General features: G+C 59.7%; 21 protein-coding genes, 2 tRNA genes and 2 pseudogenes. 11 read left to right on the plus strand and 14 right to left on the minus strand.

What is annotated here, in order from left to right; translation table 11 throughout:
* The first annotated feature begins 77 nt into the window (after window positions 1–77).
* Entirely contained in the window at window positions 78–2,468 is a 2,391-nt protein-coding gene (locus ACWHYV_RS02715) for a penicillin-binding protein 1A (RefSeq protein ID WP_447979126.1), read from the plus strand.
* 34 nt (window positions 2,469–2,502) lie between these two features.
* On the opposite strand, the gene iscX is transcribed toward ACWHYV_RS02715, so the two are convergent.
* The 7 genes from iscX to ACWHYV_RS02750 all read right to left on the minus strand — a co-directional run bounded on the left by iscX (window position 2,503) and on the right by ACWHYV_RS02750 (window position 7,933).
* Entirely contained in the window at window positions 2,503–2,715 is a 213-nt protein-coding gene (gene iscX, locus ACWHYV_RS02720; RefSeq protein WP_447979127.1) for a Fe-S cluster assembly protein IscX, read from the minus strand.
* A 58-nt stretch (window positions 2,716–2,773) separates the two neighbouring features.
* Complete coding sequence (dnaK, locus tag ACWHYV_RS02725; RefSeq protein ID WP_447979128.1) at window positions 2,774–4,594, minus strand: molecular chaperone DnaK; 1,821 nt, start codon at window positions 4,592–4,594, stop codon at window positions 2,774–2,776.
* Window positions 4,595–4,637: 43 nt separating this feature from the next.
* Window positions 4,638–5,369 carry a Fe-S protein assembly co-chaperone HscB gene (gene hscB / locus ACWHYV_RS02730; RefSeq protein ID WP_447979129.1) on the minus strand — a complete coding sequence of 244 codons (732 nt, stop codon included), beginning with the start codon at window positions 5,367–5,369 and terminating at the stop codon, window positions 4,638–4,640.
* Between the two features lie 76 nt (window positions 5,370–5,445).
* Window positions 5,446–5,802, minus strand: coding sequence for a HesB/IscA family protein (locus ACWHYV_RS02735; protein WP_447979130.1), 357 nt, complete (start codon window positions 5,800–5,802; stop codon window positions 5,446–5,448).
* Between the two features lie 13 nt (window positions 5,803–5,815).
* Window positions 5,816–6,214, minus strand: coding sequence for a Fe-S cluster assembly scaffold IscU (gene iscU / locus ACWHYV_RS02740; RefSeq protein WP_447979131.1), 399 nt, complete (start codon window positions 6,212–6,214; stop codon window positions 5,816–5,818).
* Between the two features lie 31 nt (window positions 6,215–6,245).
* A complete protein-coding gene (locus ACWHYV_RS02745; RefSeq protein WP_447979132.1) occupies window positions 6,246–7,463 on the minus strand; it encodes an IscS subfamily cysteine desulfurase in 1,218 nt (405 codons plus the stop codon).
* The gene (locus ACWHYV_RS02750) at window positions 7,460–7,933 is read right to left on the minus strand and encodes an RrF2 family transcriptional regulator (protein ID WP_447979133.1); all 474 of its coding nucleotides are present in this window, start codon (window positions 7,931–7,933) and stop codon (window positions 7,460–7,462) included. Before ACWHYV_RS02750 ends, ACWHYV_RS02745 begins: the two co-directional genes overlap by 4 nt.
* 201 nt (window positions 7,934–8,134) lie before the next feature.
* On the opposite strand from ACWHYV_RS02750, the gene ACWHYV_RS02755 reads away from it, so the two are divergent.
* The 4 genes from ACWHYV_RS02755 (at window position 8,135) to ACWHYV_RS02770 (ending at window position 10,334) form a co-directional block, all read left to right on the plus strand.
* Window positions 8,135–8,551: a 2Fe-2S iron-sulfur cluster-binding protein gene (locus tag ACWHYV_RS02755; protein WP_447979134.1), complete on the plus strand. Its 417-nt coding sequence runs from the start codon at window positions 8,135–8,137 to the stop codon at window positions 8,549–8,551.
* 91 nt (window positions 8,552–8,642) lie between these two features.
* Complete coding sequence (gene gltX, locus ACWHYV_RS02760; protein WP_447979135.1) at window positions 8,643–10,064, plus strand: glutamate--tRNA ligase; 1,422 nt, start codon at window positions 8,643–8,645, stop codon at window positions 10,062–10,064.
* 37 nt (window positions 10,065–10,101) lie between these two features.
* Window positions 10,102–10,175 (plus strand) — tRNA-Gln (locus tag ACWHYV_RS02765).
* A gap of 81 nt (window positions 10,176–10,256) precedes the next feature.
* Window positions 10,257–10,334, plus strand: a tRNA-Glu gene (locus ACWHYV_RS02770).
* A gap of 597 nt (window positions 10,335–10,931) precedes the next feature.
* Here ACWHYV_RS02770 and ACWHYV_RS02775 read toward each other — a convergent pair.
* Window positions 10,932–11,270: a PilZ domain-containing protein gene (locus tag ACWHYV_RS02775; protein WP_447979136.1), complete on the minus strand. Its 339-nt coding sequence runs from the start codon at window positions 11,268–11,270 to the stop codon at window positions 10,932–10,934.
* A gap of 284 nt (window positions 11,271–11,554) precedes the next feature.
* Between ACWHYV_RS02775 and ACWHYV_RS02780 the strand changes: the two genes are divergently transcribed.
* Complete coding sequence (locus ACWHYV_RS02780; protein WP_447979137.1) at window positions 11,555–13,321, plus strand: ATP-binding protein; 1,767 nt, start codon at window positions 11,555–11,557, stop codon at window positions 13,319–13,321.
* Between the two features lie 497 nt (window positions 13,322–13,818).
* Window positions 13,819–14,124 carry a hypothetical protein gene (locus ACWHYV_RS02785; RefSeq protein WP_447979138.1) on the plus strand — a complete coding sequence of 102 codons (306 nt, stop codon included), beginning with the start codon at window positions 13,819–13,821 and terminating at the stop codon, window positions 14,122–14,124.
* A 130-nt stretch (window positions 14,125–14,254) separates the two neighbouring features.
* On the opposite strand, the gene ACWHYV_RS02790 is transcribed toward ACWHYV_RS02785, so the two are convergent.
* Window positions 14,255–14,716, minus strand: coding sequence for a response regulator (locus ACWHYV_RS02790; protein ID WP_447979139.1), 462 nt, complete (start codon window positions 14,714–14,716; stop codon window positions 14,255–14,257).
* A 612-nt stretch (window positions 14,717–15,328) separates the two neighbouring features.
* On the opposite strand from ACWHYV_RS02790, the gene ACWHYV_RS02795 reads away from it, so the two are divergent.
* Window positions 15,329–16,318, plus strand: a complete 990-nt coding sequence (locus ACWHYV_RS02795; RefSeq protein WP_447979140.1) for a response regulator — start codon at window positions 15,329–15,331, stop codon at window positions 16,316–16,318.
* Window positions 16,319–16,326: 8 nt separating this feature from the next.
* Here the strand turns inward: ACWHYV_RS02795 and ACWHYV_RS02800 are convergent, their stop codons facing one another.
* A complete protein-coding gene (locus ACWHYV_RS02800; RefSeq protein WP_447979141.1) occupies window positions 16,327–17,001 on the minus strand; it encodes a Crp/Fnr family transcriptional regulator in 675 nt (224 codons plus the stop codon).
* Between the two features lie 195 nt (window positions 17,002–17,196).
* Between ACWHYV_RS02800 and ACWHYV_RS02805 the strand changes: the two genes are divergently transcribed.
* Entirely contained in the window at window positions 17,197–17,571 is a 375-nt protein-coding gene (locus tag ACWHYV_RS02805) for a response regulator (protein WP_447979142.1), read from the plus strand.
* A gap of 693 nt (window positions 17,572–18,264) precedes the next feature.
* Window positions 18,265–18,390, plus strand: a pseudogene (locus ACWHYV_RS02810) (winged helix-turn-helix transcriptional regulator); the annotation flags it as partial.
* 293 nt (window positions 18,391–18,683) lie between these two features.
* Here ACWHYV_RS02810 and ACWHYV_RS02815 read toward each other — a convergent pair.
* From ACWHYV_RS02815 to ACWHYV_RS02830, 4 genes and pseudogenes are all read right to left on the minus strand, one after another.
* Complete coding sequence (locus tag ACWHYV_RS02815) at window positions 18,684–19,031, minus strand: 4Fe-4S dicluster domain-containing protein (RefSeq protein WP_447979143.1); 348 nt, start codon at window positions 19,029–19,031, stop codon at window positions 18,684–18,686.
* Between the two features lie 159 nt (window positions 19,032–19,190).
* A pseudogene (locus ACWHYV_RS02820) lies at window positions 19,191–19,325 on the minus strand (iron-sulfur cluster assembly scaffold protein); the annotation flags it as partial.
* A 652-nt stretch (window positions 19,326–19,977) separates the two neighbouring features.
* Window positions 19,978–20,790, minus strand: a complete 813-nt coding sequence (locus ACWHYV_RS02825) for an IS1595 family transposase (protein ID WP_447979144.1) — start codon at window positions 20,788–20,790, stop codon at window positions 19,978–19,980.
* Window positions 20,791–20,919: 129 nt separating this feature from the next.
* Window positions 20,920–22,320 (minus strand): sigma-54 interaction domain-containing protein, encoded by a 1,401-nt coding sequence (locus ACWHYV_RS02830; RefSeq protein ID WP_447979145.1) that lies wholly within the window; start codon window positions 22,318–22,320, stop codon window positions 20,920–20,922.
* Window positions 22,321–22,779: 459 nt separating this feature from the next.
* On the opposite strand from ACWHYV_RS02830, the gene ACWHYV_RS02835 reads away from it, so the two are divergent.
* Window positions 22,780–25,443, plus strand: a complete 2,664-nt coding sequence (locus ACWHYV_RS02835) for a response regulator (protein ID WP_447979146.1) — start codon at window positions 22,780–22,782, stop codon at window positions 25,441–25,443.
* Window positions 25,444–25,608 lie beyond the last annotated feature (165 nt).

A 25,608-nucleotide genomic window follows, 5' to 3' on the forward strand; every position in this document is an offset into this window, starting at 1 on the left:
CCGCGCCTTGAGTTTCAGCGTCTCTTATTGTAGGGTGATGCGGCCTCCCGCCCGAGCTGCAGTGGAGTACCCCCGCGATGTCATACCCTGATCTCTTCGAGGCGCCGAACCGTCGCCGGCGATGGCCGTGGTGGGCGAAGACCCTCATTGTGCTGGTCTCGTTCGTCCTGCTGGTCGGACTCGCCGGTGCCGGCGCCGTCTGGTACATCGCCCAGGACCTGCCCTCCCTCGACTCGGTCACCTCCTATCAACCCAGCCTGGTCAGCCGCGTCTATTCCGACGACCGCCAAATGGTCGGGCAGTTCTTCGTCGAGCGGCGGATCCTGACCCCGCTGGCCGACATCCCCCAACACTTCATCCAGGCCGTGATCGCCGTTGAAGACGTGCGCTTTTTCGAGCACCCGGGGTTGGACGTTGTCGGGATCGCCCGCGCGGCGTGGACGAATCTCCGGCGAGGCGGGAAGGTCGAAGGCGCCAGCACGATCACCCAACAGCTTGCCCGCGCCCTGCTGCTCTCGCCCGAGCGCACGTACATGCGCAAGTTGAAAGAGCTGCTGCTGGCCTACAAGATGGAAACGGTCTTGAGCAAGGAACAGATCCTCGAGACCTACCTGAACCAGATCTACTTCGGTCAAGGCGCGTACGGCGTTCGCGCCGCCGTCCAGACCTATTTCGGGAAACCCCTCGCGGAGTTGACGCTTCCCGAGGCGGCGCTCCTGGCGGGGCTCCCGAAATCTCCGAACAACTACTCTCCCTATCGAAACCCCGAACGCGCCAAGAAGCGCCAAGAGCACGTCCTGGCGCGCATGGAGGAAGCGGGCTTCATCGATGCGCAGACCCGGCAAGACGCCGCGGCGCAGACGCTCACGTTCCGGCACGGCCTCCCGTCACAGACGGCCCCCTATTTCATGGAGTACGTGCGCCAACACGTGATGGCGAAATTCGGTGAAACGGCGGTCTACAAGGGGGGGCTCGAGATTTTCACGACGATGAATCTCGCGTTGCAGGAGGCCGCCGAGCAGGCCGTGCGGAATAGGTTGCGGCAGCTCGACAAGCGGCAGGGGTGGCGCGGTCCGCTGCGGACCGCGGAGCCGGTGAAGGCGGTGGAGTCGACCTCGGCCCAACCTGATTCGCTGCCGAAGCCCGGAGAGATCCGCGAAGCCGTCGTGACGAAGGTCGGCAAGGATCATGTGCTCGTGCAGGTGGGGACGCTCCAAGGCAAGCTCTTGTTCGATGACATGGCGTGGGCCAAGCGCCGATTGCGCGGCAAGGACTTGAAGGATGTGACCGTGCTGCCGACGGTCAAAGGCTTGGTGAAGCCCGGCGACGTGATCGAAGTCTCCTTCAAGGCCGTCGACCGGGATACCGTGCTGTTTCAACTCGACCAGACACCCGTGGTCGAAGGCGCGCTCGTGGCGATCGACCCCCGCACGGGCGCGATCCGAGCCATGGTCGGCGGGTACGACTTCAGCCGGAGCGAGTTCAACCGGACGGTGTTGGCCCATCGGCAGCCGGGGTCGGCGTTCAAGCCGATCATCTATGCCACGGCCTTCAATGCCGGTCTGAGCCCGGCGACCATGGTGCTCGACACGCCGGTGGTCTATGAGCAGCAGGACGACCCCGACAAGACGTGGAAGCCGGAGAACTATGGGAAGCGGTTTTACGGCGCCACCTCCCTTCGCAACGCGCTCACGCACTCGCACAATCTGGCCACGGTCCGGCTCTTGGAGCGGATCGGGGTCAAGAGCGTCGTCGATTTTTCCCGCATGCTCGGTATCAGCAGTCCCTTGAATCACGACCTGTCGCTCGCTCTCGGTTCCTCGAGCGTGACGCTCCTCGAGCTGACCTCGGCATACGGTGTGTTCGCCAATCAAGGGCTCAAGCTCGACCCCTATGCCGTCGCCCTCGTACAGGATCCGAGCGGCCAGATTCTGGAGCAAGCCTTGTTCGCGCCGCGGCAGGCGATCCCGGCCGAGACGGCCTATTTGATCACGAACGTCCTCGAGGACGTGGTGCAGCATGGTACCGGGCAACAGGCGAAATCGCTGGGGCGGCCGCTTGCCGGGAAAACCGGCACCACCAACGATTACACCGACGCCTGGTTCATCGGCTATACGCCCAACCTGGTGGTCGGGGTCTGGGTGGGGTTTGACGACATTCGGTCGCTCGGCGAAACCGAGTCGGGCGCGCGTGCGGCGCTCCCGATCTGGATCGATTTCATGCGGCAGGCGCTGGCCCAACTGCCCGAGATCCCGTTCGAGATCCCGGAAAACATTCTCTTCGTCCGCATCGATGCCGAGACCGGGCTGCTGGCTGCGGACCATGGCGAGGCCGGCACGGTCGAAATCTTCGCCAAAGGGACGGAGCCGACCCAAACCGCGCCGCCGCGCGTCGATTCGACGCGGTTCTATCAGTTCGACCAGGAGCCCCTAGGTGGAGGAAGCACCCCGGCGGTTCAGATCCAGTGACTGCGGGTAGGGGCGGCGGCTTCGAGCGGGACAGTTAGGACTTCGAGTCCTGGTACTCCTCGTGCCAGGCCATCTGAATCGCCTCGAGGATTTTCTCGTTGGATTTGGCAGGATCATCTTTGAACTCCGGCAACTCGGTGATCCACCGGTGCAGATCGGTGAACCGCACGGTCAACGGGTCGATCCCGGGGTGAGTCTCGACCAGGCGAATCGCGATTTCTTCGGCATCGTTCCACTTCAGGTCCATTCACGCCTCCAGCCACGCTTCACGATCGGTACGCGATCATTCGGAACAGCGGCCTGCGTCATGGGAGCTCGGACAGCTTCTTGTTCTCGAGCGCTTCCTTGAGCGAATGGTCCATCAGGACCTCCGCGAGGTGGTGCGTCGTCTTCTCGACCTCGGCGATGCGCGCCCGGATGGCCTTGTGATCCGTCGCACCTTTCGCTTCGCGCAGCCTCGCAAGCGAGGCCTCGATCGCGGCCCGCTCTTCCGTGGTGATCAAGCCCCCGCCCTGCGCCATCGCCTTCTCCGTCGCGTTCACGATCGCATCGGCTTCCGTTCTCGCTTCAATCAACTGTCGAGCCAGTAAGTCCTCGGCGGCGAATTGGAACGACTCCCGGATCATCCGCTCGACTTCGTCGTCCGACAACCCATAGGACGGCTTGACCTGGATCGACTGGACCTGTCCCGTCCGGATGTCCTTGGCCGTGACATTCAAGATGCCGTTGGCGTCGATGAGAAACGTCACTTCGATCCGTGGGACCCCGGCCGGGAGCGGAGGGACTTTGAGCTGGAAGCGCGCCAGGCTGCGGTTGTCCTTGGCCAGCTCGCGCTCACCTTGAAGGATGTGGATGTCGACCGACGTTTGGCCGTCCACATACGTGGTGAACATCTCCTTGGCGCTCGCCGGGATGGTGGTGTTGCGCCGGATCAAAGTGCTCATCACCCCGCCCATCGTCTCGATCCCCAGCGACAGGGGCGTGACGTCGAGCAGGAGCATGTTCTGGATGCCCCCGCTCAGGATATCCGCTTGCACGGCCGCCCCGAGCGCGACGACTTCATCGGGGTTCAGGTTGCTGTGCGGGACCTTCCCGAACAGCTCTTCAACCCGTCGCCGCACGAGCGGCATGCGGGTGGAGCCGCCCACCAGCACCACCTCGTCGATATCCGAAGGCTGGAGGCCCGCATCCTTCAATGCCATGCGGCACGGGAGCATCGTTTGTTCGACGAGGTCTTGCGTGAGGGACTCCAATTGATCGCGGGTGAGCTCGCTTCGGAACTCCCCTTTGCCGTCGGGAAGGTCGAGGCGAACAGCCGTCTTCTGCTCGTCCGACAAGCGAACCTTGGCACGCTCGGCTTCCAATCGAAGCGACTGGAGCCTGTCGGGATCGCCCGAGAGATCGAGGCCGTGGCGGGCGCGGATCTGCTCGAGGAGGTGATGCACGATCCGACGGTCGAAGTCGTCTCCACCCAGGTGCGTATTCCCGTTGGTCGCCAGGACTTCGAAGATCCCGTCCTTGAGCTTGAGGATCGAGATGTCGAACGTGCCGCCACCCAGATCGTACACCGCGATCAACCCTTGGGTTCGTTTCTGAAGGCCGTAGGCGAGCGAGGCGGCCGTGGGTTCATTGATGATCCGCTGCACTTCGAGGCCGGCGATCATTCCCGCGTCCTTCGTCGCTTGCCGCTGGCTGTCGTTGAAATAGGCGGGAACGGTGATGACGACTTTGGAGACCGCCTCCCCGAGCGCCTCCTCCGCCCGCCGCTTCAGCTCCTTCAAGATCATGGCTGAAATCTGGGGGGGCGAGTACCACTTCTCCCCGAGCTGGATGCGGATGACTCCCTGTTCTTCCTTGAGGCGGTACGGGAAGTAGCGCTGCTCCTCGGCCACGTCGGCCAGGCTCTTGCCCATGAAGCGCTTGACCGAGTACACGGTGCGGTCCGAGCTCCGAACGAGATACTCCTTCGCGGCGTCGCCGACGATGAGCCCGTTGTCCGTCAGCGCGACGACGGAGGGCACCATCGACCGGCCGTTGGGCCCGGGAACGACCCGCGGCGTCTCGCCGTCCATGTACGCGATCAATGAGTTCGTGGTGCCGAGGTCGATGCCGAAAATCCGTGCCATGCTTGCCACTACCCCTTCGGTTCCGCAGCCGTCCTCACGCGCCTCACGCGCCGGCCTGGCTCGTCGCGTTCACGAGATCCGTGACGATATTCCGCAGATAGGTCCGGTTCGATAAAATTTCACGCATCCGTTTGAGCACCAGCTGCTTCTCCGCACGGACCCCTTCGTCGTCCGGGCGGCCCTGAAGATCGTCCCATTTGTCGAAGAACCCGATGAGCTGAGCCTCCATGTCGCGCTGCCGCTGCTCCAGGCTGGCACGATCCGCTTCCAGTTTCCGTCGCAGCGGCTCGATCTCCGATTCGTCCCCGTCCGGTCCGAGCGATCGGAATTGTTCCAGGTCTTCCTGCAGCGACAGAATCTCCTCGAACAAGTCCGCCGGGGGGGAGCTGCGGATGTCTTTGACGGAGCCCGCTTCCAACTGCACGAGGTACTCGGCGCGACGGATCGGGTCCTTGAGCGTGCGGTAAGCCGAGTTGAGCAGCGCCGCATTTCCCAGGCTGATCTGTTGCTCCGTCGGCGTCTTACTCTGAAAGAAATCGGGGTGGAACGTGCGGCTGAGCTGATAGAAACGGCTCTCGAGTGCGGCCGGGTCGATCTTCAACAGGCGCGGCAGGCCAAGGCAGGCAAAGTAGTCGAGATCTTTGGAGAGCGGCTGGACCTTGACGCACTGGTCGCAGAAGTACTCTCCGGTGATTTCGGACTGGCAGTGCCAACACATGCTCCGAGCCATCTGCAGCTCGGATCGTTTGCTGGACGTTTTCGGTGTCTGCTCCATGGCCCTCGACGGACGTAGACCGCCTCCCCGGGCGCCTGCCCGGACCCGTCACATCGTGAGGTGATCAGGGAGATGATCAGGCTGAGAAGGACTCTCCGCACCCGCAGGTCTTCTGGGCGTTGGGATTGACGAACTTGAATGCACCTCCCATGAGATCCTTCTGGAAGTCGAGCTGCGTCCCCTGAAGATAAATCGCGCTCTTGGCGTCGACGATGATCTTCACGCCTTCGATTTCGTAGACGGTGTCGTACGGGCCGATCTTCTCGTCGAAATTGATCGTGTAGCTCAGGCCTGAGCATCCGCCGCCTTTCACGCCGAGGCGAAGACCGCCCTCGGTCAAGCCTTGGACGTTCATGAGGCGCTTGACTTCCTTCAGCGCCGTTTCGCTGAGCGTGACGACGGGGGCGTTCGCCGTGGTCTCCTGAGGATTCATTGATCCGCTCCTTTTAGCCTTGAACGTCCTTCTTTCCCTCGGCTTTTTTCTTGTAATCACTCAACGCCGCCTTGATGGCATCTTCGGCCAACACCGAGCAGTGGATCTTCACCGGCGGCAGATTCAGCTCCTGAACGATGTCCGTGTTCTTGATTTGATAGGCCTGTTCGATCGTCTTGCCCTTGAGCCATTCGGTGGCCAAGCTGGAACTGGCGATGGCCGAGCCGCAGCCGAACGTCTTGAACTTGGCGTCCACGATCGTGTCATTCTGCACCTTGATCTGGAGCTTCATGACGTCCCCGCACTCCGGCGCCCCGACGATCCCCGTGCCAACCCCCTCCTCGTCCTTCTTGAAGGATCCGATGTTCCGAGGATTGTTGAAATGATCAACGACTTTCTCGCTGTATGCCATGATCTTCCTCCACCGTGCCCATTATAGATTTTTAGTGAGCCGCCCATTGAACGGACTTGAGATCGATCCCTTCTTTGGCCATCTCGTACAGAGGCGACATTTCGCGGAGCCTGGTTACGACTTCAATAATGCGCTTCGCCGTATAGTCAACTTCTTCTTCCGTATTGAATCGACCAAGGCCGAACCGAATCGAGGAGTGTGCCAGATCCGACCCGACGCCCAGGGCCCGAAGGACGTAGGACGGCTCGAGCGTGGCGGACGTGCATGCGGAGCCGGACGACAGCGCGATTTCCTTCACGCCCATGAGGAGCGATTCTCCTTCGACGTAAGCAAACGACAGGTTCAGGTTGTTCGGCAGACGTTCGGTCGGATGGCCGTTCAAGTACACCTCCTCCAGCGCGCCCGTGATGCTCGCTTGCAGCCGGTCGCGCAGGGCGGCGAGTCGCTTCGATTCCGCCGCCATCTCCTGCTCGCACAGCTCGATCGCCTTGCCGAACCCGACGATCAAGGGAACCGGCAAGGTTCCGGATCGCATGCCGCGCTCATGGCCGCCGCCGTCCATCTGCGCCGCGATCCGCACCCGAGGACCTTTCTTTCGGACGTACAGCGCGCCGACGCCTTTCGGCCCATAAATCTTGTGGGCGGTAAAGGACATCAGATCGATGCCCATCTCCTGCACGTTGACCGGGATCTTCCCGACGCCCTGCGTCGCATCACAATGGAACAGGACGCCCTTTTCCTTGGCGATCTTTCCGATGGCCGCGACCGGATTGATCGTGCCGATCTCGTTGTTCGCGAGCATGATCGAAATAAGAATGGTCTTCTCGGTCAGGGCGTTGCGGACGTCGTCGGGGCTCACCATCCCGTACTTGTCCACGGGCAGATAGGTGACCTTGATGCCCTTCTTCGACTCCAGCGCCTTACAGGTATCGAGCACGGCTCGATGCTCGGTCGAACTCGTGATGATGTGGTCGCCTTTTTCGTGATACATCTCGACCACACCCTTGATCGCAAGATTGTCCGATTCCGTGGCGCCGCTCGTGAAGACGATTTCTTTCGGATCGGCATGGATGAGCCGGGCAAGCTGTTTACGGGCGTTTTCGACGGCCTCTTCCGCCTCCCACCCGAAGGCATGGTTGCGGCTGGCCGCATTGCCGAATTTCTCGGTGAAGTACGGCAGCATCGCTTCGACCACGCGGGGGTCCGCGGGAGTTGTCGAATGGTTGTCCATGAAGATCGGAAATTTCATCGCTCCACTCCTTCTGCGGTCAACGATTGAACGGTGATTAGCGGCGAACCGCCCATCATGTCCTGGACGGTCATGCTGTTCAGCAATTGATAGATGCTGTCTTGAACCTTCAGCAGCGGCGTTCGGATGTTGCATCGGTCGCGTTGCTCGCAGGCCGATGAGTCCTTTTCGTGGTAGCATTCGGTGATGCCCAGTGGTCCCTCGATGGCCTCGAGAACCTGAGCAATCGTAATCTCCCGCGCATGACGTGCCAGGAGGTACCCGCCCTTTGGGCCATTCTGGCTTTCCACGATGCCGTGTTTCGCAAGCGTCTGAAGGACCTTCGCAAGCAGCTCAACGGGGATGTTGTGCTCCTCGGCGATCTCTTTGGTATTGACGATCCGGGCCTTTGTCACATCGCCGAACTGAACCGACGCGATGTACTGGAGCGCCATCAGGCCGTAATCCGCTTTCTTGGAAAATTTGAGCACGAGCCCTCCGAGTCTTTTAGTCGGAGATCGAAAAGATCGCCGATCAAATTGGTCGGACTCAATCTAGCATCGAGGTCGTCGGTGTGTCAAACAAAAAATAGCATTGACGTTTCAATGTCTTGCATTTCAACTTTCAGGGCTGAATTCTCGTCGTCGCGTGTGTTAAGCTGACACCCGTTTGAGTCTAAAAGGGGACCTATTATGGGTGGCACCAATCCCTACATTGAAAAGGTCGACGTCGCATTACCGACGAAGCCGTACACGATCACCTTCATTTCTCCTGACGGTACACGAAAGACGGTCGAGGTCGAGCCGACCAAGATCCCTTATGGCCAGACGGGCTTGCCGGGCAGCATCTTGGACATTGCCCTGGCCGCCGGCATCGATTTGGAGCACGTCTGCGGGGGGGTGTGCGCCTGCTCGACCTGCCATGTCATCGTCAAACAGGGGCTGGATTCATGTAATGAAGGTACCGACGACGAGTTCGACCAGCTCGAAGAAGCCCCTGGGATCACCCTGCAGTCGAGGCTGGGTTGCCAGTGCGTGCCGAACGGGACAAAAGACATTGTCGTGGAGATTCCCGCCGTCAACAAGAATCTGGTGAAAGAAGGTCACTAGGCGTCCTTCGCCTCTGGCCCTCCTCACAGACGGTGCCCCACCACTCCTGATGTTCGACGTCCATCTTCAGTGAACCTGAAGGGTTGAAGGGATGACTCAGGTCCGAGTGCGCTTTGCGCCGAGCCCCACCGGCTACCTCCACATCGGTGGTGTGCGCACGGCCCTCTTCAACTGGCTCTTTGCCAGGCGGGCGAAGGGGGTGTTCATCCTGCGCATCGAGGACACCGATCAAAGCCGGTCGACCGACGAGGCGATCGAGGCGATCATCGAGGGCATGCGGTGGGTCGGCCTCGATTGGGACGAGGGGCCTTATCGCCAGACTGAGCGCATGGACCTGTATCGGGAGCACGCCTACAGGCTCTTGGACCAGAAGCAGGCCTACTGGTGTGTGTGCACTGCCGAGGAGTTGGAGGCGCGGCGGAAGGAAGCCGTCGCCCAAGGGTTACCGCAGAAGTATGACGGCCGGTGTCGCGAGAAAGGCGTTACCCAACCCAGTGGGGAAGCGGCCCTGCGTTTCAAAGCTCCGCAGAGCGGGCACACCGTGGTGGACGATTTGATCAAGGGGCAAGTGGTCTTCGACAACGCCGTGCTCGATGATCTGATCATCCTCCGGTCCAACGGCTATCCCACGTACAACTTTTCCGTCGTCGTCGACGATGCGCTCATGCGCATTACTCACGTGGTGCGGGGCGACGATCATCTCACCAATACGCCCCGGCAGATCCCGTTGTTCCAAGCGCTCGGGTTTGCCGTGCCTCGCTTCGGCCATCTGCCGATGATCATGGGGCCGGACAAGACGCGGCTGTCGAAGCGGCATGGGGCGACCTCGATCCTGGCTTACCGGGACATGGGGTACCTCCCTGAGGCGATGATCAACTACTTGGTGCGCCTGGGATGGTCGAGCGGCGATCAGGAGATCTTTACCGTCTCGGAGCTGATCGAGAAGTTTTCCTTCGACCACGTGCAGAAGTCCGCCGCAGTCTTCAACCCGGACAAGTTGCTCTGGGTCAACGCCCACCACCTGCGCCACGGCGATCCGGCGCACATTGCTGGTCAGTTGCGGCCGTTCCTGGAACGAGCCGGATTTGGCGCGGCCGTCGAGGCGGCGCCTCCGGGATGGCTCGCCAAACTGGTCGTGATGCTTCGGGAACGTGCGCAGACGCTCGCCGACATGGCGAAGGCCGCCGAGCCGTACCTGGTCGAATCGCCGGACATGGACGCCGACGCCCTCAAGAAGTTCCTGACCCCGTCGGTGGCGCCGACACTCGAAAAACTGGCCGCCCGTCTTGCGTCTCTCCCGGCCTTTTCGAGGGAAGCTGCAGAGGCGGCCTTCAAGTCGTTGCTGGAAGAAGTGGGTATGAAAATGGGCCAGCTCGCACAGCCTGTCCGGGTGGCGCTGACCGGCCGGACCATCAGTCCCGGGATCTTTGAAATGATGGATCTTCTCGGCCGTGACGCGACCCTCGCGCGGTTGCAGCGTGCGATCAGGCTCGCGCAGCAGGCCGATTCTTGACTCTCCGGCCGGATTTCGATTACGCTGCACCGAGGCTTGGGGGATCGTCTAGTGGTAGGACGTCAGACTCTGGATCTGACTACCTAGGTTCGAATCCTAGTCCCCCAGCCATCATTCTCATCAATCGGTCGTGAGCAGAGTCGGTCCACCAGGCTGGCTCTACCCTCATCGGCATCCTCGCATGACCCGGCTGGTCCCATCGTCTAGCCTGGCCTAGGACGGAGCCCTCTCAAGGCTCAAACACGGGTTCGAATCCCGTTGGGACCACCACATTGGTTTTATTGATGAATTCGGCTCCATGTTTGAGGAACATTCGAATGTTCCTCAAACATGGAATGACCGAGCCCTCCTGACTCCTCGACGAGCTGTCTCGCCGACTCCTCATAAAACGACACCGCCTGCTTGAGCGTGGCCGGCCGGATCATTGTGTAGATCCGTGTCGTATCGATCCGTGCAGAAATGGCATGAAGAGATGGTGGCCCTTCTACTGATGGAGCCCTCGGAGGTCTCCTCATCCTCGCACTGAAATATCCGCACCAAGCGTTGAGGTGGATCGAGGGGAATCTTTGGGCGCCAACCCATGACACCAGCTGACCCGACAAGGACCGATACCCAAGAAACCGAACAGCCAACCAGTAGCTCTGCGCGGTCTCGTCCCATTCGTCGCAACAAAGACGCGAACGTCGCCTCCGGGTGGGGAATCCCCATGGGATGAACCTGCGAAGTCGAAGACTGAGGATAGCGGCCAGTGTTGACCACAGAGAGGCTGATTTGTTCGTTGAAGTCGGCGTTACGGCGGCTGGGTCGAGTTAGAGCCCTAAAGTCTAAGTAAGTCGATGCGTCATGCTCAACCGGGTCTGCTCCAGGTCATGGCAGCTCTCCGGCTTGGTCTTCGGCCTCAAGCTGCTGGATCACCGCCTTCAGCCGTTCTTGATTCCGAAGGCTCATGGATGCGAACTGGACGCCCACCAGGTCGTCCTTGATCCAACGAATCAGACCGCGCTCGACCTGAATTGGTTCACGCGAGCGGGGCACTTCTAGCTTGAGAATCACGGTGCTTCCCTTTGTCAGTCCCGTTGTCAACGTTGCGATGGCGCAGCCACCGAGCGACAGATTTAAGAGGACGCCTTCATGTTCGGGGCGATCAGACGGGGTTAAGAAGACCTTGAATCGAACTGAGAAGCGCTGATGCTGGCGTAAGTCCACGGTACTCCTATTGCGGTTTCTGTTGGCCTTTGAACGGGGCACCAAGATAATGACGTTGATCAGCGGAGACCAGGGCCATTGAGTCTCTCATCGTGTCTATTGTGCCCTAGGATTACATCCATCATGCTCTACCGTCTTAAAAGCCACCGCTCTATACTCTTTCGCGTCTTTTCATTTTCATCGTAACAGAGTAGCAGAAAGGAGTACTTCCGGACATTAGAGCCCACTGTTGGGCCTCGAACGCGATGCCAGAAAAGCTGACACCGGAAGCCCTGATCCAGGAGTTGGAGTATCTGCGCGAGCGTTGCGCTGGGCTCGAACAAACAGAACGGGATCGACGTCAGGCTGAAGAGTCGCTCAAAAATAAAGCCGTTCAGTTAGAGGCGATCTACAAGGGCTTGGTCACCTACCTGGGAAGCGGAAACTGGCGAGAGGCGAGTGCCTGTCTTCTTCGCGCCGTCCTGGAACAGACATCAAGCGAATACGGTTTCATCGGGGTGATGGTCGAGGGCCCAACCTTACGCATCCTCGCCCATGAAGGCATGGTGTGGGATCGCCATACCAACCGCGAGTTTTATGACCACGCGATCAAGGGATATGAGGAGCTCGGGTTTCTGGAGTTCAGACGATTCAACAATCTATTCGGTCACGTCATCACAACCGGTCGGCCGGTTCTCGCGAACGACCCGTCCACGGACACTCGCGCGGGCGGCCTCCCGCCGGGACACCCTCCCCTCAAGCATTTTCTCGGCGTTCCCGCGATAAGAGGCTCCGAGGTCGTCGGCTTGATCGGCGTCGCGAATCGGCCCGGTGGTTATACGGGAGCCGAGCAGACCCAGCTCGAAATCCTGACCGAGGCAGTCGGCGCGCTCTATGAATGCTATCGGCGTCACGAACGCGAGGTCGCGTTGGAGGCAAAGCTCCGGCAACGGCAGAAGATGGAAAGTCTCGGTCAACTGGCGGCAGGCATCGCACATGACTTTAACAATCTCCTGACCGTCATCAACGGCTATTCGGAGCTCCTTCAGGTCGGGATGAAATCGGACGATTCCCGGCACGAGGAGCTAGAGCAAATTCGAGCGGCCGGGCGTCGGGGGGCGGCGCTCATCCGACAACTCCTCGCGTTTAGCCGTCTCCAGCCGATGAGCGTCCAAGTCATCGATGTGAATACGGTTGTCACGGAGATGATGGCCCTACTGCAACGGGTGCTCGGAAAGGGTATTGATATTCAGCTGGATCTCGCTCGCGATCTTGGCACGGTGAGAATGGACCGCATACAGCTCGAGCAGGTTCTGATGAACCTGGTCGTGAACGCGAAGGACGCGATGCCGAAGGGAGGCCGAATCACGATCACAACTGGCAACGTCTTGATCGACGAGCCGTTCACCCAGTGTCATCCGGGGAGTCGTATGGGGATGCATGCGGTGCTGACCCTCAAGGACACTGGCACCGGCATGGATGCGGCCACTCAAGCCCGAATTTTCGAACCCTTCTTTACCACCAAGGAGCCTGGGAAAGGGACAGGACTGGGATTAGCCACCGTGTTCGGCATCGTGAAGCAGAGCGGAGGCTACATCGATGTGGAAAGTGCGCTCAACCACGGGAGCACGTTTCGCCTCTACATTCCCTGGGCGACGACAGAAGCCAAAAGGGAGATCGTAAGCGCTACGCCCACCTCGAAACCTGTCACGATTCTGTTGGTCGAGGACGATACGATGATCCGAACGATTCTCCGGGAGACCTTAAGCAAGCAAGACTACCAGGTGCTTGAAGCGGCGAATGGTGCGGAGGCACTCGAAGTGGTAAGAGCCCACCATGGAGAGGTCGCCTTGTTGATCGCTGATATCGTGTTAGGTGATGTCAACGGGCTCGAAGTAGCTCAGTCCATCAAGACGCTGGAACCGGCGGTCAAGGAGCTGTTTATCTCGGGCTATACAGAGGATGTCCTCGCGCACCACGGTGTGCGACTCTCCTCACTCAATTTCCTTCCAAAGCCCCTGATGCCATCGACGTTCGTCAGCCGAGTCCGCGAAGTGCTGACAAGCCCGTGACCCATCGGCACATGATGTTCTATATCCAAAAGCAGCTTCTGGTATGCGCCCGCCCCATAGATAAGGATCGGCGATAATCAGCACGCCGTCCTGCTTGGCAGCCTCCTGGAGGCAGGCCCTGATTCCACTCACCGCCCCGTCGCGAAGCTCGCACCAGTCTTCGGCTCTGCTTGCCCGTGCCATCAAAGCCTATCTTTGCCGCAATAAGCGACAATGTCGGCGTTACGTCCGATATCCCCTGGCATGCAGCGGCACAGAGGATCCGATACACGGCATCTTGCTCACCCCGGCGGTACATTCCGTACTTCGCCAATATCGAAACAGTTGTTGAAGAACAGGTCCCTGCAAGCCGGACGATCACCCTAGTCATTGACTCGTTCCTCCTGGTCATCTGCACTGTCTGGTGCTAATGGCTTAAGCCTCCAGCACAGTTTTGCTAGGCACTTCACCTTATTGGGAGCCACGAACACACCCCTATAATTCATATAATTCATCGGATGATACTCGCGGTTTCCCGATTCAAAGTTCTCCCTGGATTTGAAGCTCCCACGACAGCGGCCTTCCAGCAGCGGCCGGGACTGGTCGAGTACTGGCCGGGCTTCCTCGGGTTGGAAACCTATCTCGACGAGCAGGATCGAAGCATCTTGTACTTGCACTCCACACCCTTCGCTCCCGTTGTGCTCATGAGCGGCGATCATAGCCACGCCCGAAAGATCAAGGAATACGGGGCGGCCGGGTTCTTGCCGAAACCGATCGACCGGGGCGCGTTCGTCGCTCTCGTCCGCGATCTCGTTAGGACTTAGCCGGGTTGTGGCACGGGAACTGAAGATGATGGAAACGGAGAATGCGCGACTGCAGCAGGAAATTGATCGGTTAAGCGCCCGGATCATGAGAGGTCGTGGTCAAGCAGGACCTTTCGTCTCCTGTCTTCCTTCAGGACGGTTTCGCATTTCCTGATCGTCCTCCGGCTCCGCCTGTGATCACACCGGCACTCACGTCTAAAGCGTTCGCGAGAATCTCAGCGAGAACCGTGCACAATTCCGAAAACCGAGTCGGCTTGAGAAGCAATGCAGTCAGTTTCAGACGGATAGCGTGCTCTTCATAGTCCTGTACCTCGTGGTCTCCCATGACAACGATGGCGACCTCCGGCTGGGCAATGCGGAGCTGCTTAATGAAGGTAAATCCTTTGCTGCCAGGTATGCTCCAATCGACGATTAGGGCATCGTAGTGCCGAGAGCCAGCCAAAATTAGTCCCGCACTGACGCAGTCGGCGTGTTCGACCTCAAGCCTCTCGCTCCGGAATGTACATCGAAGGCGCTGCCCCAGGGTGGTGTGGTAAGCTCGATCTCGATCACCGTCAACCAGTAGGATACGGGGCGGCATTGAAGTCCTCATCCCATCTTCCCAAGTCTTCGCCCATGCTGCCGCTCACTCGTTGCAATCTCTGACCAACTCTGACCGAGCCGAATCGAGCCGTGAGGTCGCGTAACAGCAATGTGGTGTAGCACCTTTCTTATCTTACGGCCGCGAGTACTACAGCGCAGTCGGCGAATAGGTCCGCGCTTGACCAGATGACCTGAGCGAGGTATGTGAGAGAAAGCAGGACAGCTCTGAAGGCCTAAGGACATCTGTATCACCGTACCTCGTACAACAGGCCTATCCGTAGAAGGTGTCCCGTAGAAGGTGTCGTGTGTAGCGGACAAAGAGGAGCTGATGGAGCGTCACCGACTTATGGTGCCAGTTCTGGCGCAAATCGGTCGGGAACCACCTACACGGAATGCAAAAAGCGACTACGTGGAGCAGGCGCGAGATGCGTCTTCACACGCTGTCTACGTCGGTATACCGTGCCTTTCGCAACGGTCTGTCGGTTCGCTGTATGCGAGGTGGTCTCATGTCGCTGTCGGCTGCCACCGTTCCAGGTCTCTTATCCGAACCGCCTGAAAACATCCCCCGTACGTCGGTTCCTCCTTTCGTCACTGTCTCCGTCTCATGACCGCCGAGCGTCCCTTGAGACGGAAGAGCACGGCGACGATTCTCGCCGTGGATGATGAACCGCATAGCCTCGTCGCTCTCCGAGCGCTCCTGACCGAGGATCACTATCGCATCATCACCGCTGAATCGGGCGAGCAAGCGCTTCGGATGCTGCCCGAGCATGACGTGGACGTCATCTTGCTCGATATCAAGCTGCCCGGCCTCAATGGGTATGAGACAGCCCAGCAGATCCGCCAAGATCAGCTGTTGCGAGGCATCCCGATCATCTTCGTCACCGCCTATTACCGGGACGACGCGGACATTGCACGCGGCTATGCGGTTGGTGCAAGCGACTACCTCATTAAGCCCTTTCCGCCTCAGCTTCTCAAATCAAAGATCACGTACCTTACGCAACTCGGGCCGAGGCCACAGCGGGACGAATCCGCTCGTCCACTTGATCAGCTCCAGGAGCTGAGTTCCAGCGCCAGTGAATTCCCTGGTCGGGTCATGCTCTTGACCGCTGATCCGCTTCTACGAAACCAGATCACGGAATCGCTCCGCGTTCAGTTACCCTCTGTGACAACCGACACGTACCATGACACGGAAGCGGCCATGCGGCGCTTGGTCAGCACGCACTATGAAGCCTTGATCCTGGATGCCAGTGCGGCGCCGGGAGAATCGGCACTGCTTCGGTATACCCGTGAGGTTGCGGCAGTGACGCCCGTGATCCTCCTCACGCATGACATGAGCATGCCGGCCCTCGGCCGCGCGCTCGAAATTGGAGTGTACGACTGCCTGCCGAAGCCGGTGGAGCGCCACGCCCTCGCCTTCGTCATCCGGCGGGCCATAGAGACCTATCGGCTCAAGAAAACGTGTCTTCGCTCAGAGCATGCCCTTGAGACGCTTGCGCTCTCATTACGCGCCATGACCCGAGAGGATGCCTCGGATAATCTCAAGTCGCTCGTCGCGAAGCTGCTCCAGTTGATCGATGAGCAGATTGCGGATCTGCGACGGCACACCGGCTAAGAAGGTCGTCAGGCAAGGTGTAAATGGGTGCTCACAATGCCATAACATTCGCACGCCACTTGCTCGAGACCGCGGCGGTCTCGAATCCGGATCTGTTTGCGTTGGTTGTGAATCAAGCCCTTTTCTTCGAGGACGGTGAGCACGATCGCAGCGGTTTGCCGCCGGACCCCCAGGATCTCGGCGACAAATTCCTGCGTCACCGGAAACGCTCCCGTTTCACAGCGATCGCTGAGCGTCAGCAGCCATCGTGCACATCGTTGCTCGACCGAATGGAGCCGGTTACAGGCCGAAGAGCGGGTCACCTGAAACAGATAGGCATGGGCATACCGGCGTACTTCACTGCTCAAGATCTGATCCGCTAAGAACTCGGCCTCGAAGACCGGCGCTTGCATCCGCCAGGCCTCCCCGGGGACGAGAACCACCGCCCGGGCAATAGCCCGTTCTTCGCCGTAGAACCGGCAGATTCCCAAGATGCCTTCCTTCCCCACACTCGCGACCTCGACGGAGTCCCCCTCGGAGGTGACGAGCACAACCGAGATAATCGCGGTCTGAGGAAAATACACCTCGCCGATGATATCCCCTTGTTCGTACAGGACTTTTCCGCTCGTGAGCTGGACGCGTTCCATCTTCCTCCTCAGGCGCTGTTGGTTGTCGACCGGAACGGCCCGCAGTATTTGATTCATGCTCGTTCCTCCCTGGTAAGGTGCAGGCGGAGCACCACCTCTTGCTTGCCACGGGTCACCGGCAAGCAAGCACCAGCAGACACGGAAGGAGCGCGGTCAGAAGTTCTTACAGAGGGTGCAATCCTATGCACTGCGTATCGGGAACTGTCATCTTTATGGAAGAACTGCCTACAGGCTTGTGCTAGCCTCGCGCCCGTGTCCGGTCACGCGGTCCTGCTCATTGATGATGACGAAGCCTTACTCCAGGCGCTGCCCGGGCTGCTGGAGTTTCATCTGCCCGCCGTACAGATTGATATCGCGAGCAGCGTCGACTCGGCTCTCAATCAGGCGGCACGCAAGAATTATGATGTGATTCTCACCGACCTGCGGATGCCCCGCGTGGTCGGCCTGAGCCTGTTACGGCAACTGCGCGACCTCCGGCCGAACACTCCCATTGTCGTCATATCGGGACATGCCGACGAAGAAACCGCTCGATCGGCCCTCCTTGCCGGGGCCGACTCGGTCCTTCACAAGCCTTTAGACCGAGACTGTTTGATCGCCAAGTTGAAACGGTTCTTGGCGCCTGCTTGAGACACGATGGCCGACCACAGGTTACGGCATGACTTCGGCGGCTCGTTGGCGTCCCTGAGGTTGAGGGGCCGGCTCCTACGCTTGGACGGCTCTTCGGAGAGGAACTGTCGAGAGGAAAGAAAAGAATTGCCGGGACGGGAGACGGGACACGGGACACAGAGATAGGGTTCAATCCTTGCCTTCCACCAGAGATCTGGGGCAGGTGAGACACCTGTCCCGGCCTGTGCTCCTCCTTCGGCGTCAACGGGATGAATCGACGTGGTCGTACCCCTCCGAGATGCGATGGCTCCACTTTATCCTTCTGGGCCATGCTCGTTGAGTTCCGTTGCCACATCCATGACTCTATTCTCACCATCGACCGATCAGCACGGCCGCGTGGCCCTTTCCAAACCTTGTAAGTTTCTGCTGGGCAGAGCCCCCACTTTGTAGGGCTGCCGCAGACTCTCAACGGTCTGAATCGTGATCCTGTCCTTCTGCAGCGGTTCGACGATCGTCCCTTCGACCCGGCGGTGCCCCCTTGATCAGAGACTTGTGTTCAGGTGCAGCCTGGGCCTCACGCAGGGCCTGTCTGCTGGCCAACATCGCACCAGCGATGCGGGCGGATTCATCCAGAAGGAACTCGCTGTCCAGCCCAACGGGAATGGACGGATTTTGCTGCGCGCCTGTGGAAGCACCCCGAAACTCGGTACGCCGAGGAAGGTGTATCCCCAGGTGCCGCCAAAGGTGGAATACTCACTGACTCCTTTGGGGCGAAGTCTCAGGCCGGTTGTCAACGCGATGCACCGCTGGGGTCTGAAGCGGGCTGGAACGAGCTTTTAAGTCGTACCATCCAACCGCGAGCTCGGGTGAGCGCGTCAATGGCCGGCACGGGCCAAGCGGCTCATCATCTCCACCCGTCGCTGCTCCGACAGTTCGGCTTAATGGAAGAGGCAGGAGCCTGCACACTACCGTGGTGCCTGATCAGGTGCACGAGTCGCTGCCTCCCGGAGCGGGTGCCTCTCTCTCCATCCGGCCGAGGAGCTTCAAAGGGTTGGTCATAAAGACATGGCCTAAGGCAGCGAGAACCCTGCAGTCAGGATGCCGTAACGGCCCCGATCGTCATCGGCTTACCTCTACGCGCGTACACCGCTCCAGACCTTGTCGGGGTGGATCTCTTTGTCGGGATTCAAGCGCTTTGCCTTCTCGAGCAAGGCGTCCGGTGATTCCGGATACGCAGGGTCCGGGACGCAGCAGTTATCCACGGGGCAGACGGCGGCGCACTGCGGCTCGTCGAAGTGGCCCACGCATTCGGTGCAGCGCTCGTGGGTGATGACGTAAATGCTGTCGCCGACTCCCTGGCCCTCGCCCACGTGATATCCCTTGGCTTCCGCCTCACTGCGCGTTTCAAAAATTGCCTCGTTCGGGCATTCCGGTAGACAGGCTCCGCACGAGATGCATTCGTCTGTGATGAGCAATGCCATGGCGCGCTATCTCCTATGGTCTTGGATCATGGGAATGAACGTCTGCGCCGGACCTGATGCGTGGACGTCTTTCACCGCTGAGCCTGAATGGCGTCCAGGGGCCTCGCCGTGTCCTGCGCTGTCCGTTGAGCGACGGTTCCCTCGCGAGCAGGCTGGGGTTCACTTGAAGCCGGCCAGAGTGGCTTTGATGGCCTCCTCCGCCAGCACCGAGCAATGGATCTTGACCGGCGGCAGGTTCAGTTCCCGCACGACATCAGTGTTCTTGATCGCGGCCGCCTCATCGAGCGTTTTGCCTCTTGCCGGAGATTTCATCATCTCCGAACCCCACGCCAGGAGGGGTCCTCACCAAGGACAACGACCCGTTCGGAGGTCAGTACCTGGCGCTGTTGTCGGTTCTCGAACGTCTCTGACACCCACTCCACCGCGGCTCGGCCCATGGCGGTCCCGCCTGAGAGAATCGTACAAGCAGGCCGAGCGCGACCACGCCGGCCCCATACAGTACCCACCACGGGACGTCCATCAGTCCCCTCATCAATCGGCCCTTTCTTGCAACACACAAATCATGCTGAAGCCAAGCTGATGGGAGCTTTCAACCGTACTCGACTGTCAAGCGGTCGAGGTCGATCAAGACGGCGTTGAAGAATGACAGGGTCGACGACTTCGCCGCAGTTCAAACATCGAAGGCCCGTAAATGCCAGTCCGATAGTGGCGTCCGTGTCATCAAAGCGCTCTTCCACCATGAATCCATGGCAGCGCGCGCAGGTCGTAGTCATGCCATTTCCTCCCACGATGGTTCGAGCCCCAATTGTTGAAGGGGCCTTGATCAGGCGGACCGTCTAGCCGAAATATGGGTCAACGTGAGCAAAGAGCGAGCCGTCAGGCAGAAGGACAGGACTTGATAATAATCAGGGTGATTGCTAAATCTTGGGCCAAGGCCTCTTTTTCCTTAGGTGGAATAGCCAATCGGATACTCGAACAAGACCTTCAACAAGTGAGTCCCAAGCAACTCGAACAGATCATCCCGGCGATGATTGAACCGAAATTCCATTTCCTTCAGATAGAGCGGGAAGTGCAAGCGGCTGACGCCATGATACTTGCGCAAGCGTTCCTTGGCGTAGCTCCAGAACCCTTCAATGCCGTTGATGTGGCGAAGGTAATGACGCCCCCGCTGCACATAGGTCTGCCCATGGTCGACCGGCAGGTGTTTGCCATAGCGCCGCAGGGATTTATAGCTGCTAAAGCGATCCGTGTAGAAGACGGCACCTTTGAGCGCTCGACGTTCGATTTCCCGCATCAGCGTCGCTTCATCGGCCTGGGGGACGACGACGGTGCTGACCCGGCCCTGCCGTTCCAAGATGCCGAAGACAATGACTTTTTGGCCACGGGCGCGCCCCCGCCGCCCTCCGCGGCGACGGCCGCCGAAATAGCTCTCATCGCATTCCAGTTCCCCGGTCAGCGGCCGGGCTTCCGTCTCGGCCATCGTGGCCATCCAGCGGCGGTAGGCCATAAAGCGCTGCCAGATCGGCAAGGGACTCATGCGCAGTTCTCGCGCCGTCCGCAGCGCCGAGATCTCCAAGCAGAAGAGCTGCAAGATCTGCAGCTCACGGGCGACCCGATCGGGTCGATACCGCCACCGGCAAGCGAGGCAGCGGGTGCGCGCCCCCGGACGATACTGCCGATGCGGTGTCCCGCACCGCACACACTGATGTCGTCTCAATCGTTCGTCGACGAGCCGAACCGACAGCGCCGTCTGTGTCATGGGCCAAGGCCTCCATTTTAGGCCTGGCCCAGAAATTAGTAATCACCATAATCAGATGGTTGGAGGGAATGGCAAAGATAAATCCGGCTATCGATTGATCAAATTGACACCATTTAGTGTCAAAATGAGTCAAGTTCGTTCCATTCTGACCTTTCTCTTGGTGGAAAGGCCGAATTCCTTGAGTCTTCGAAGCAAGGTTGATCGACTGATGCCGAGGATGCGGCAGGTCTCCGAATAGTTCCAGCCGGTCTTTGCGAGCGTTCCTTGAATGGCTTGGCGTTCCAGCGAGAGGAGCTTGGGCTCCTCGGTTATCCGAAGGTCTGAGCCGAGTGCGCCGGACTGGCCTTTCTCTGCCGTTACATACTCGGGTAAGTGCTCCAGGCGGATGGTATGACCGGGGCAGCGGATATAGGCGTGCTCCAGGATGTTTTCAAGTTCCCGCACGTTTCCAGGGTACGTGTACGACTCCAGGCAGTGTAACGCCGGCCCATCGATGTCCCGCACACTCTTTTCCATGGTGCGGTTCAGACGCGAGAGGCAATGTTCAATCAACGGCAGGATATCATCGGGCCGTTCGCGCAGCGGCGGAATCTTCAGCGGGAAGACTCGAAGCCGATAATACAGATCGTCACGGAACCGTTCTTCCTTGACCAGTGCATTGAGGTCCTTGTTGGTCGCCGCAATGACGCGTACATCGACCTTGATCGTCTTATTGCCGCCGACCCGCTGGAACTCCTCTTCCTGGAGCACACGCAACAGCTTGGCTTGCGTCATCGGAGTCATTTCGGCAATCTCGTCGAGTAAGATGGTCCCTTCATGGGCCATTTCGAAGCGTCCGATCCGGTCCGACACGGCCCCCGTAAAGGCTCCCTTGACGTGACCGAACAACTCGCTTTCCAGCACCCCCTCGGCGAGCGCCGCGCAATTGACCGCCACGAAGGGCCTGTCACGCCTCTTGCTCAACCGGTGAATTTCCCGCGCGATGAGTTCCTTGCCCGTTCCACTCTCACCTTCGAGCAGCACCGTAGCTTTTGAGGCTGCAACCTGCGGAAGAAGGTTCATGATTGACTGCAAGGCCTTGCTCTTGACGATGAGGCGCCCGGACGCGCCTCGGGCAGACTCCTGCTCGAGCTTGTCCTTCAGCTCCTTGATCTGGGTGACATCCCGGTAGACTTCCACGACCCCGATGAGGTTTCCCTCGTCGTCCCAAAGCAAGTCCGTATTCAGCTTCACGGGAATCCGCCGGCCGTCTTTGTTCTGGATCATCGTTTCATAATTGGAAACCTTCTCTCGATTGCGGATGGCCCGTTCGAGAATACAGTCGTGCGTCGAGCAGATCGGACTCTGTACCAGCAGGTGGCAGCCGAGGGGAGCCTCCAGCAGTTCGCCCTCCTCATAACCGAGCAGGTCACGCATCGCGTGATTCATGTACCGGACCCGCATGTCCAGCCCGATCGTCACCACGCCGTCGCTGATGCAGTCGAGAATGACCGCCTCTTCGCAGCGCTTCTTGGTCTTGATTCCATCCATTGCAGCGTCATTGTAGGCTTCATCGCATCGGGGCCGCAAGCGCCGTCCCGCTACGGAAGGAGTGCCGCCTTCTTGAGAGAGAGCCGAAGCGAACCTCATGAGCGAGATCGTGATCCCCGGACGAACAGGAGCGGTAGAGCTGTAGCGCTGCCACGACGAGCGGAGCCAGGCGCTCCCTCAGCCGCAAGCTAACGTATTGGAAGTGTGTGTCTTTCGTATGCCGACCTTGGCGTCGAGCGAATAGGCTTCGCCTCGCCCCGGCGAGAGGAACCATGCTGTCGCTGGCGGTCTGCACTCGACTCCTCCGGAGGATTTACGGACACCGACTATACTTAACTTAACAGAGGTCCGTTCGGCTTCTCTTCATGACCGATTGTCCCAGTGACGAGTGGGCGCCGCTGCGATGAGCGTCCGGATGAAAGAGCGCGTGTTCTCTAGTTGCCGATATTGCCTCTAGCCATGGATCGTCAGCTCAGCCAACCCGACCGGCCGTTGTTTCCCACGACGGTTCATTTCCATCAAGCCCGTTCGCAAGTCGTTCTCCTGCAGAGCTTGGTGTCTGTGGTGCTCAGCTACCAGGTTTTGTTCACCGCAGAAACCGTCATGGCGCGGCCCGTGCAGGAAGTCTTGGTGCTCGGTCTTCTCTCCATCGTGGCGGCGGCGGTCCTGCTCCCGGTCCGGTTGGTGGAAAGCCGGGCCTTTACGATTATTCTTCTTCTCGTCGATACCGCCGTCACCTCGTGTGTCATCTACGTCACCGACAAAATCAGCTCGGATTTGTATCTGGCCTATTTCCTGATCATCCTGATTTCCGCGTCGGTCAGCACGCTTCACAACAAGATCGGGATTTGCGCCTTCATCGCAAGCTCCTACGCGGTCATCCTCTACGGCTCCATCGGGGAGGCGTTGTGGGCGGAAGGCCATCTGATCCGGATTTCCATTCTGCTGATCATGGGCATCGTGTACAGCATCATGAGCGACAGCCTGCAGGAAGAGCGGCAGGGCAAGCTGGCCCTCCTGGCGGAGATGACCGAACGGACACGCGCCGAGGAGACCCTACGGACCAGTGAGCGGCTGCTTCGATCCCTGAACGAGATCGCGGTCAGCCAAGCCAACTTGGAAGAACGGATCACGGACGTGTTGGACCTTGGGATCAAGAACCTCGGGCTGGAGTCCGCCATGGTCGTCCGTCTCGATCAGGATCGCTATGAAATTCTGCACGTGCGAGGGAGAGAGACGAGATTCCGATGCGGCGACCGGGTGCCCTTGCCGGGAAGCTACTGCGAATGGGTCGCCCAGACCCACGAGCCGATCAGTTTTTCCACCCGTGACCAATCGGATTGGATCCCGCCCTCTGACGATCCGACCTTTTGCCCGCAAGCGTTTGCAGGGGTCGCCATCGTCGTCAACGGCGCGGTCAACGGGGTGTTGTGTTTCTACAGCTCGTCGCCGCGACGGCTGTTCGTCGGCTATGAAAAGACGTTTCTCAAGCTCGCCGCCCAGTGGATCGGCCATGAGCGCGAGCGACAACAAGGGGAAGCGGACGTCAGGCGAGCCAAGGAGCAAGCCGAAACGGCGAGCCGGGCGAAGAGCGAGTTCTTGGCCACGATGAGTCATGAGATTCGAACCCCGCTCAACGCCATCATTGGAATGACCGACGTCCTCTGGGAAGGCCCGCTCACGTCGGAGCAGAAAGAATACTTGGGGATCGTGCGGCGCTCCGGCATCAGTCTCCTGAACCTGATCAACGACATCTTGGACCTCTCCAAGGTGGAAGCGGGGAAGATCACGCTCGAGCGCGTCGAATTCGATCTCAACGACGCACTTGATAAGACGGCCGAGCTCATGGGGCTGAGGGCGCAGGAGAAGGGGCTGAACCTTCTGGTGTCGATCGCCCCCGATGTGCCGACGACCTTGATCGGCGATCCGCATCGCCTTCGGCAAGTGATTTTGAATCTGATCAGCAACGCGATCAAGTTCACCGACAAAGGGGACGTGACGCTTCGGGTCCTCCATGAGCAGACCACCGACACGATCACGGTCCTGCGCTTCGTCGTGGCGGACACGGGGATCGGGATCTCGCCCGAGAAGCAGCAACTCATCTTCGACGCGTTTTCCCAGGGGGATTCCTCCACGACGCGCCGGTTCGGGGGCACGGGCTTGGGTCTGTCTATTTCAAAGCACCTGGTCGAACTGATGGGGGGATCCCTCGGGGTCGAGAGTACGCCCGGAAAGGGAAGCTCGTTTTACTTTACCGCTCGGTTCGGCATCGGCCGGCAGGACACGCCGGGCGACGCCGCATTGAAGGCCCAATTGAGCTCGCTCCGGATTCTTGTCGCGGAGGACAACCAGAATACGCGGGAGTTGCTGCAGCAGGCGTTGAGCGACTACGGCGCCACGGTGTCCGGGGCGAAAACCAGGGAGGAGATCGAACGGCTCCTTTTCCAGGCAGACCAGCCCGGGCCGCCGGTAGGCCTTCTCCTCCTAGACAGCGACATAGAAGGCGCCAAAGACAGCGAGGCCAGAGATCGGATCTTGGTCCGGGCCACGTCCAAGGGGATCCGGGTCATCCTCCTCGTGTCCGATGTTCGGAGTACGGAGATCGCCAAATGCTATCGCTTGGGGCTGGCCGGATACGTCACGAAACCGATCACGATGAACAAGCTTCATCAAGCGCTCGCGCTTGCGCTCAATCGTCCCAACGGCATTGCCAGTGAGAAGCCCGCCGCCGGCCTCGGTCGGCCGCTCGACATCCTTCTCGTCGACGATTCGGCCGATAATCGCCTGCTCGTCCAATCGTATCTGAAGGGGTCCGGGCATCGGGTCGAGGTGGCCGAGAACGGTCAGGCCGCCGTCGAGCGGTACAAGGCCCGGCGCTACGATCTCGTCCTCATGGACATTCAAATGCCCGTGCTCGATGGCCTGAGCGCGACGAGCATCATCCGTCAATGGGAACGGGAACAGAAGCGCCCTCCGGCGTCCATTGTGGCTTTATCGGCATTTGCGATGAAGGAAGAAATCCAACGGAGTCTCGAGGCCGGGTGCTCCGCGCATCTGACGAAGCCACTGAGAAAAGCCGCGCTGCTCGACGCGATTGCACAGCTCACGACAAGCGACCCCTGAGCCGGGCGCTGTCGTAGGAGCCCTTCTCCCCGCAACCGTCGGTTCTTCAACGAGCAGGCGTGCACCCGCCGACCCGCCGAACATTCTTGCCCGCAGTGCGCGAGACTGTGACCCAGTCGTGTGGAGGACGAGAAGATTCCGTCCCGCTGAATTGACGCACCCCGC

It is taken from the genome of Candidatus Nitrospira bockiana, assembly GCF_965152565.1.

Bases quoted from the DNA above. Each gene is read 5' to 3' on its own strand.
- ACWHYV_RS02715 (WP_447979126.1), top strand. From the start codon at position 78: ATGTCATACCCTGATCTCTTCGAGGCGCCGAACCGTCGCCGGCGATGG.
- iscX (WP_447979127.1), bottom strand. From the start codon at position 2,715: ATGGACCTGAAGTGGAACGATGCCGAAGAAATCGCGATTCGCCTGGTC.
- dnaK (WP_447979128.1), bottom strand. From the start codon at position 4,594: ATGGCACGGATTTTCGGCATCGACCTCGGCACCACGAACTCATTGATC.
- hscB (WP_447979129.1), bottom strand. From the start codon at position 5,369: ATGGAGCAGACACCGAAAACGTCCAGCAAACGATCCGAGCTGCAGATG.
- ACWHYV_RS02735 (WP_447979130.1), bottom strand. From the start codon at position 5,802: ATGAATCCTCAGGAGACCACGGCGAACGCCCCCGTCGTCACGCTCAGC.
- iscU (WP_447979131.1), bottom strand. From the start codon at position 6,214: ATGGCATACAGCGAGAAAGTCGTTGATCATTTCAACAATCCTCGGAAC.
- ACWHYV_RS02745 (WP_447979132.1), bottom strand. From the start codon at position 7,463: ATGAAATTTCCGATCTTCATGGACAACCATTCGACAACTCCCGCGGAC.
- ACWHYV_RS02755 (WP_447979134.1), top strand. From the start codon at position 8,135: ATGGGTGGCACCAATCCCTACATTGAAAAGGTCGACGTCGCATTACCG.
- gltX (WP_447979135.1), top strand. From the start codon at position 8,643: ATGACTCAGGTCCGAGTGCGCTTTGCGCCGAGCCCCACCGGCTACCTC.
- ACWHYV_RS02785 (WP_447979138.1), top strand. From the start codon at position 13,819: ATGATACTCGCGGTTTCCCGATTCAAAGTTCTCCCTGGATTTGAAGCT.
- ACWHYV_RS02790 (WP_447979139.1), bottom strand. From the start codon at position 14,716: ATGAGGACTTCAATGCCGCCCCGTATCCTACTGGTTGACGGTGATCGA.
- ACWHYV_RS02800 (WP_447979141.1), bottom strand. From the start codon at position 17,001: ATGAATCAAATACTGCGGGCCGTTCCGGTCGACAACCAACAGCGCCTG.
- ACWHYV_RS02815 (WP_447979143.1), bottom strand. From the start codon at position 19,031: ATGGCATTGCTCATCACAGACGAATGCATCTCGTGCGGAGCCTGTCTA.
- ACWHYV_RS02825 (WP_447979144.1), bottom strand. From the start codon at position 20,790: ATGACACAGACGGCGCTGTCGGTTCGGCTCGTCGACGAACGATTGAGA.
- ACWHYV_RS02830 (WP_447979145.1), bottom strand. From the start codon at position 22,320: ATGGATGGAATCAAGACCAAGAAGCGCTGCGAAGAGGCGGTCATTCTC.
- ACWHYV_RS02835 (WP_447979146.1), top strand. From the start codon at position 22,780: ATGGATCGTCAGCTCAGCCAACCCGACCGGCCGTTGTTTCCCACGACG.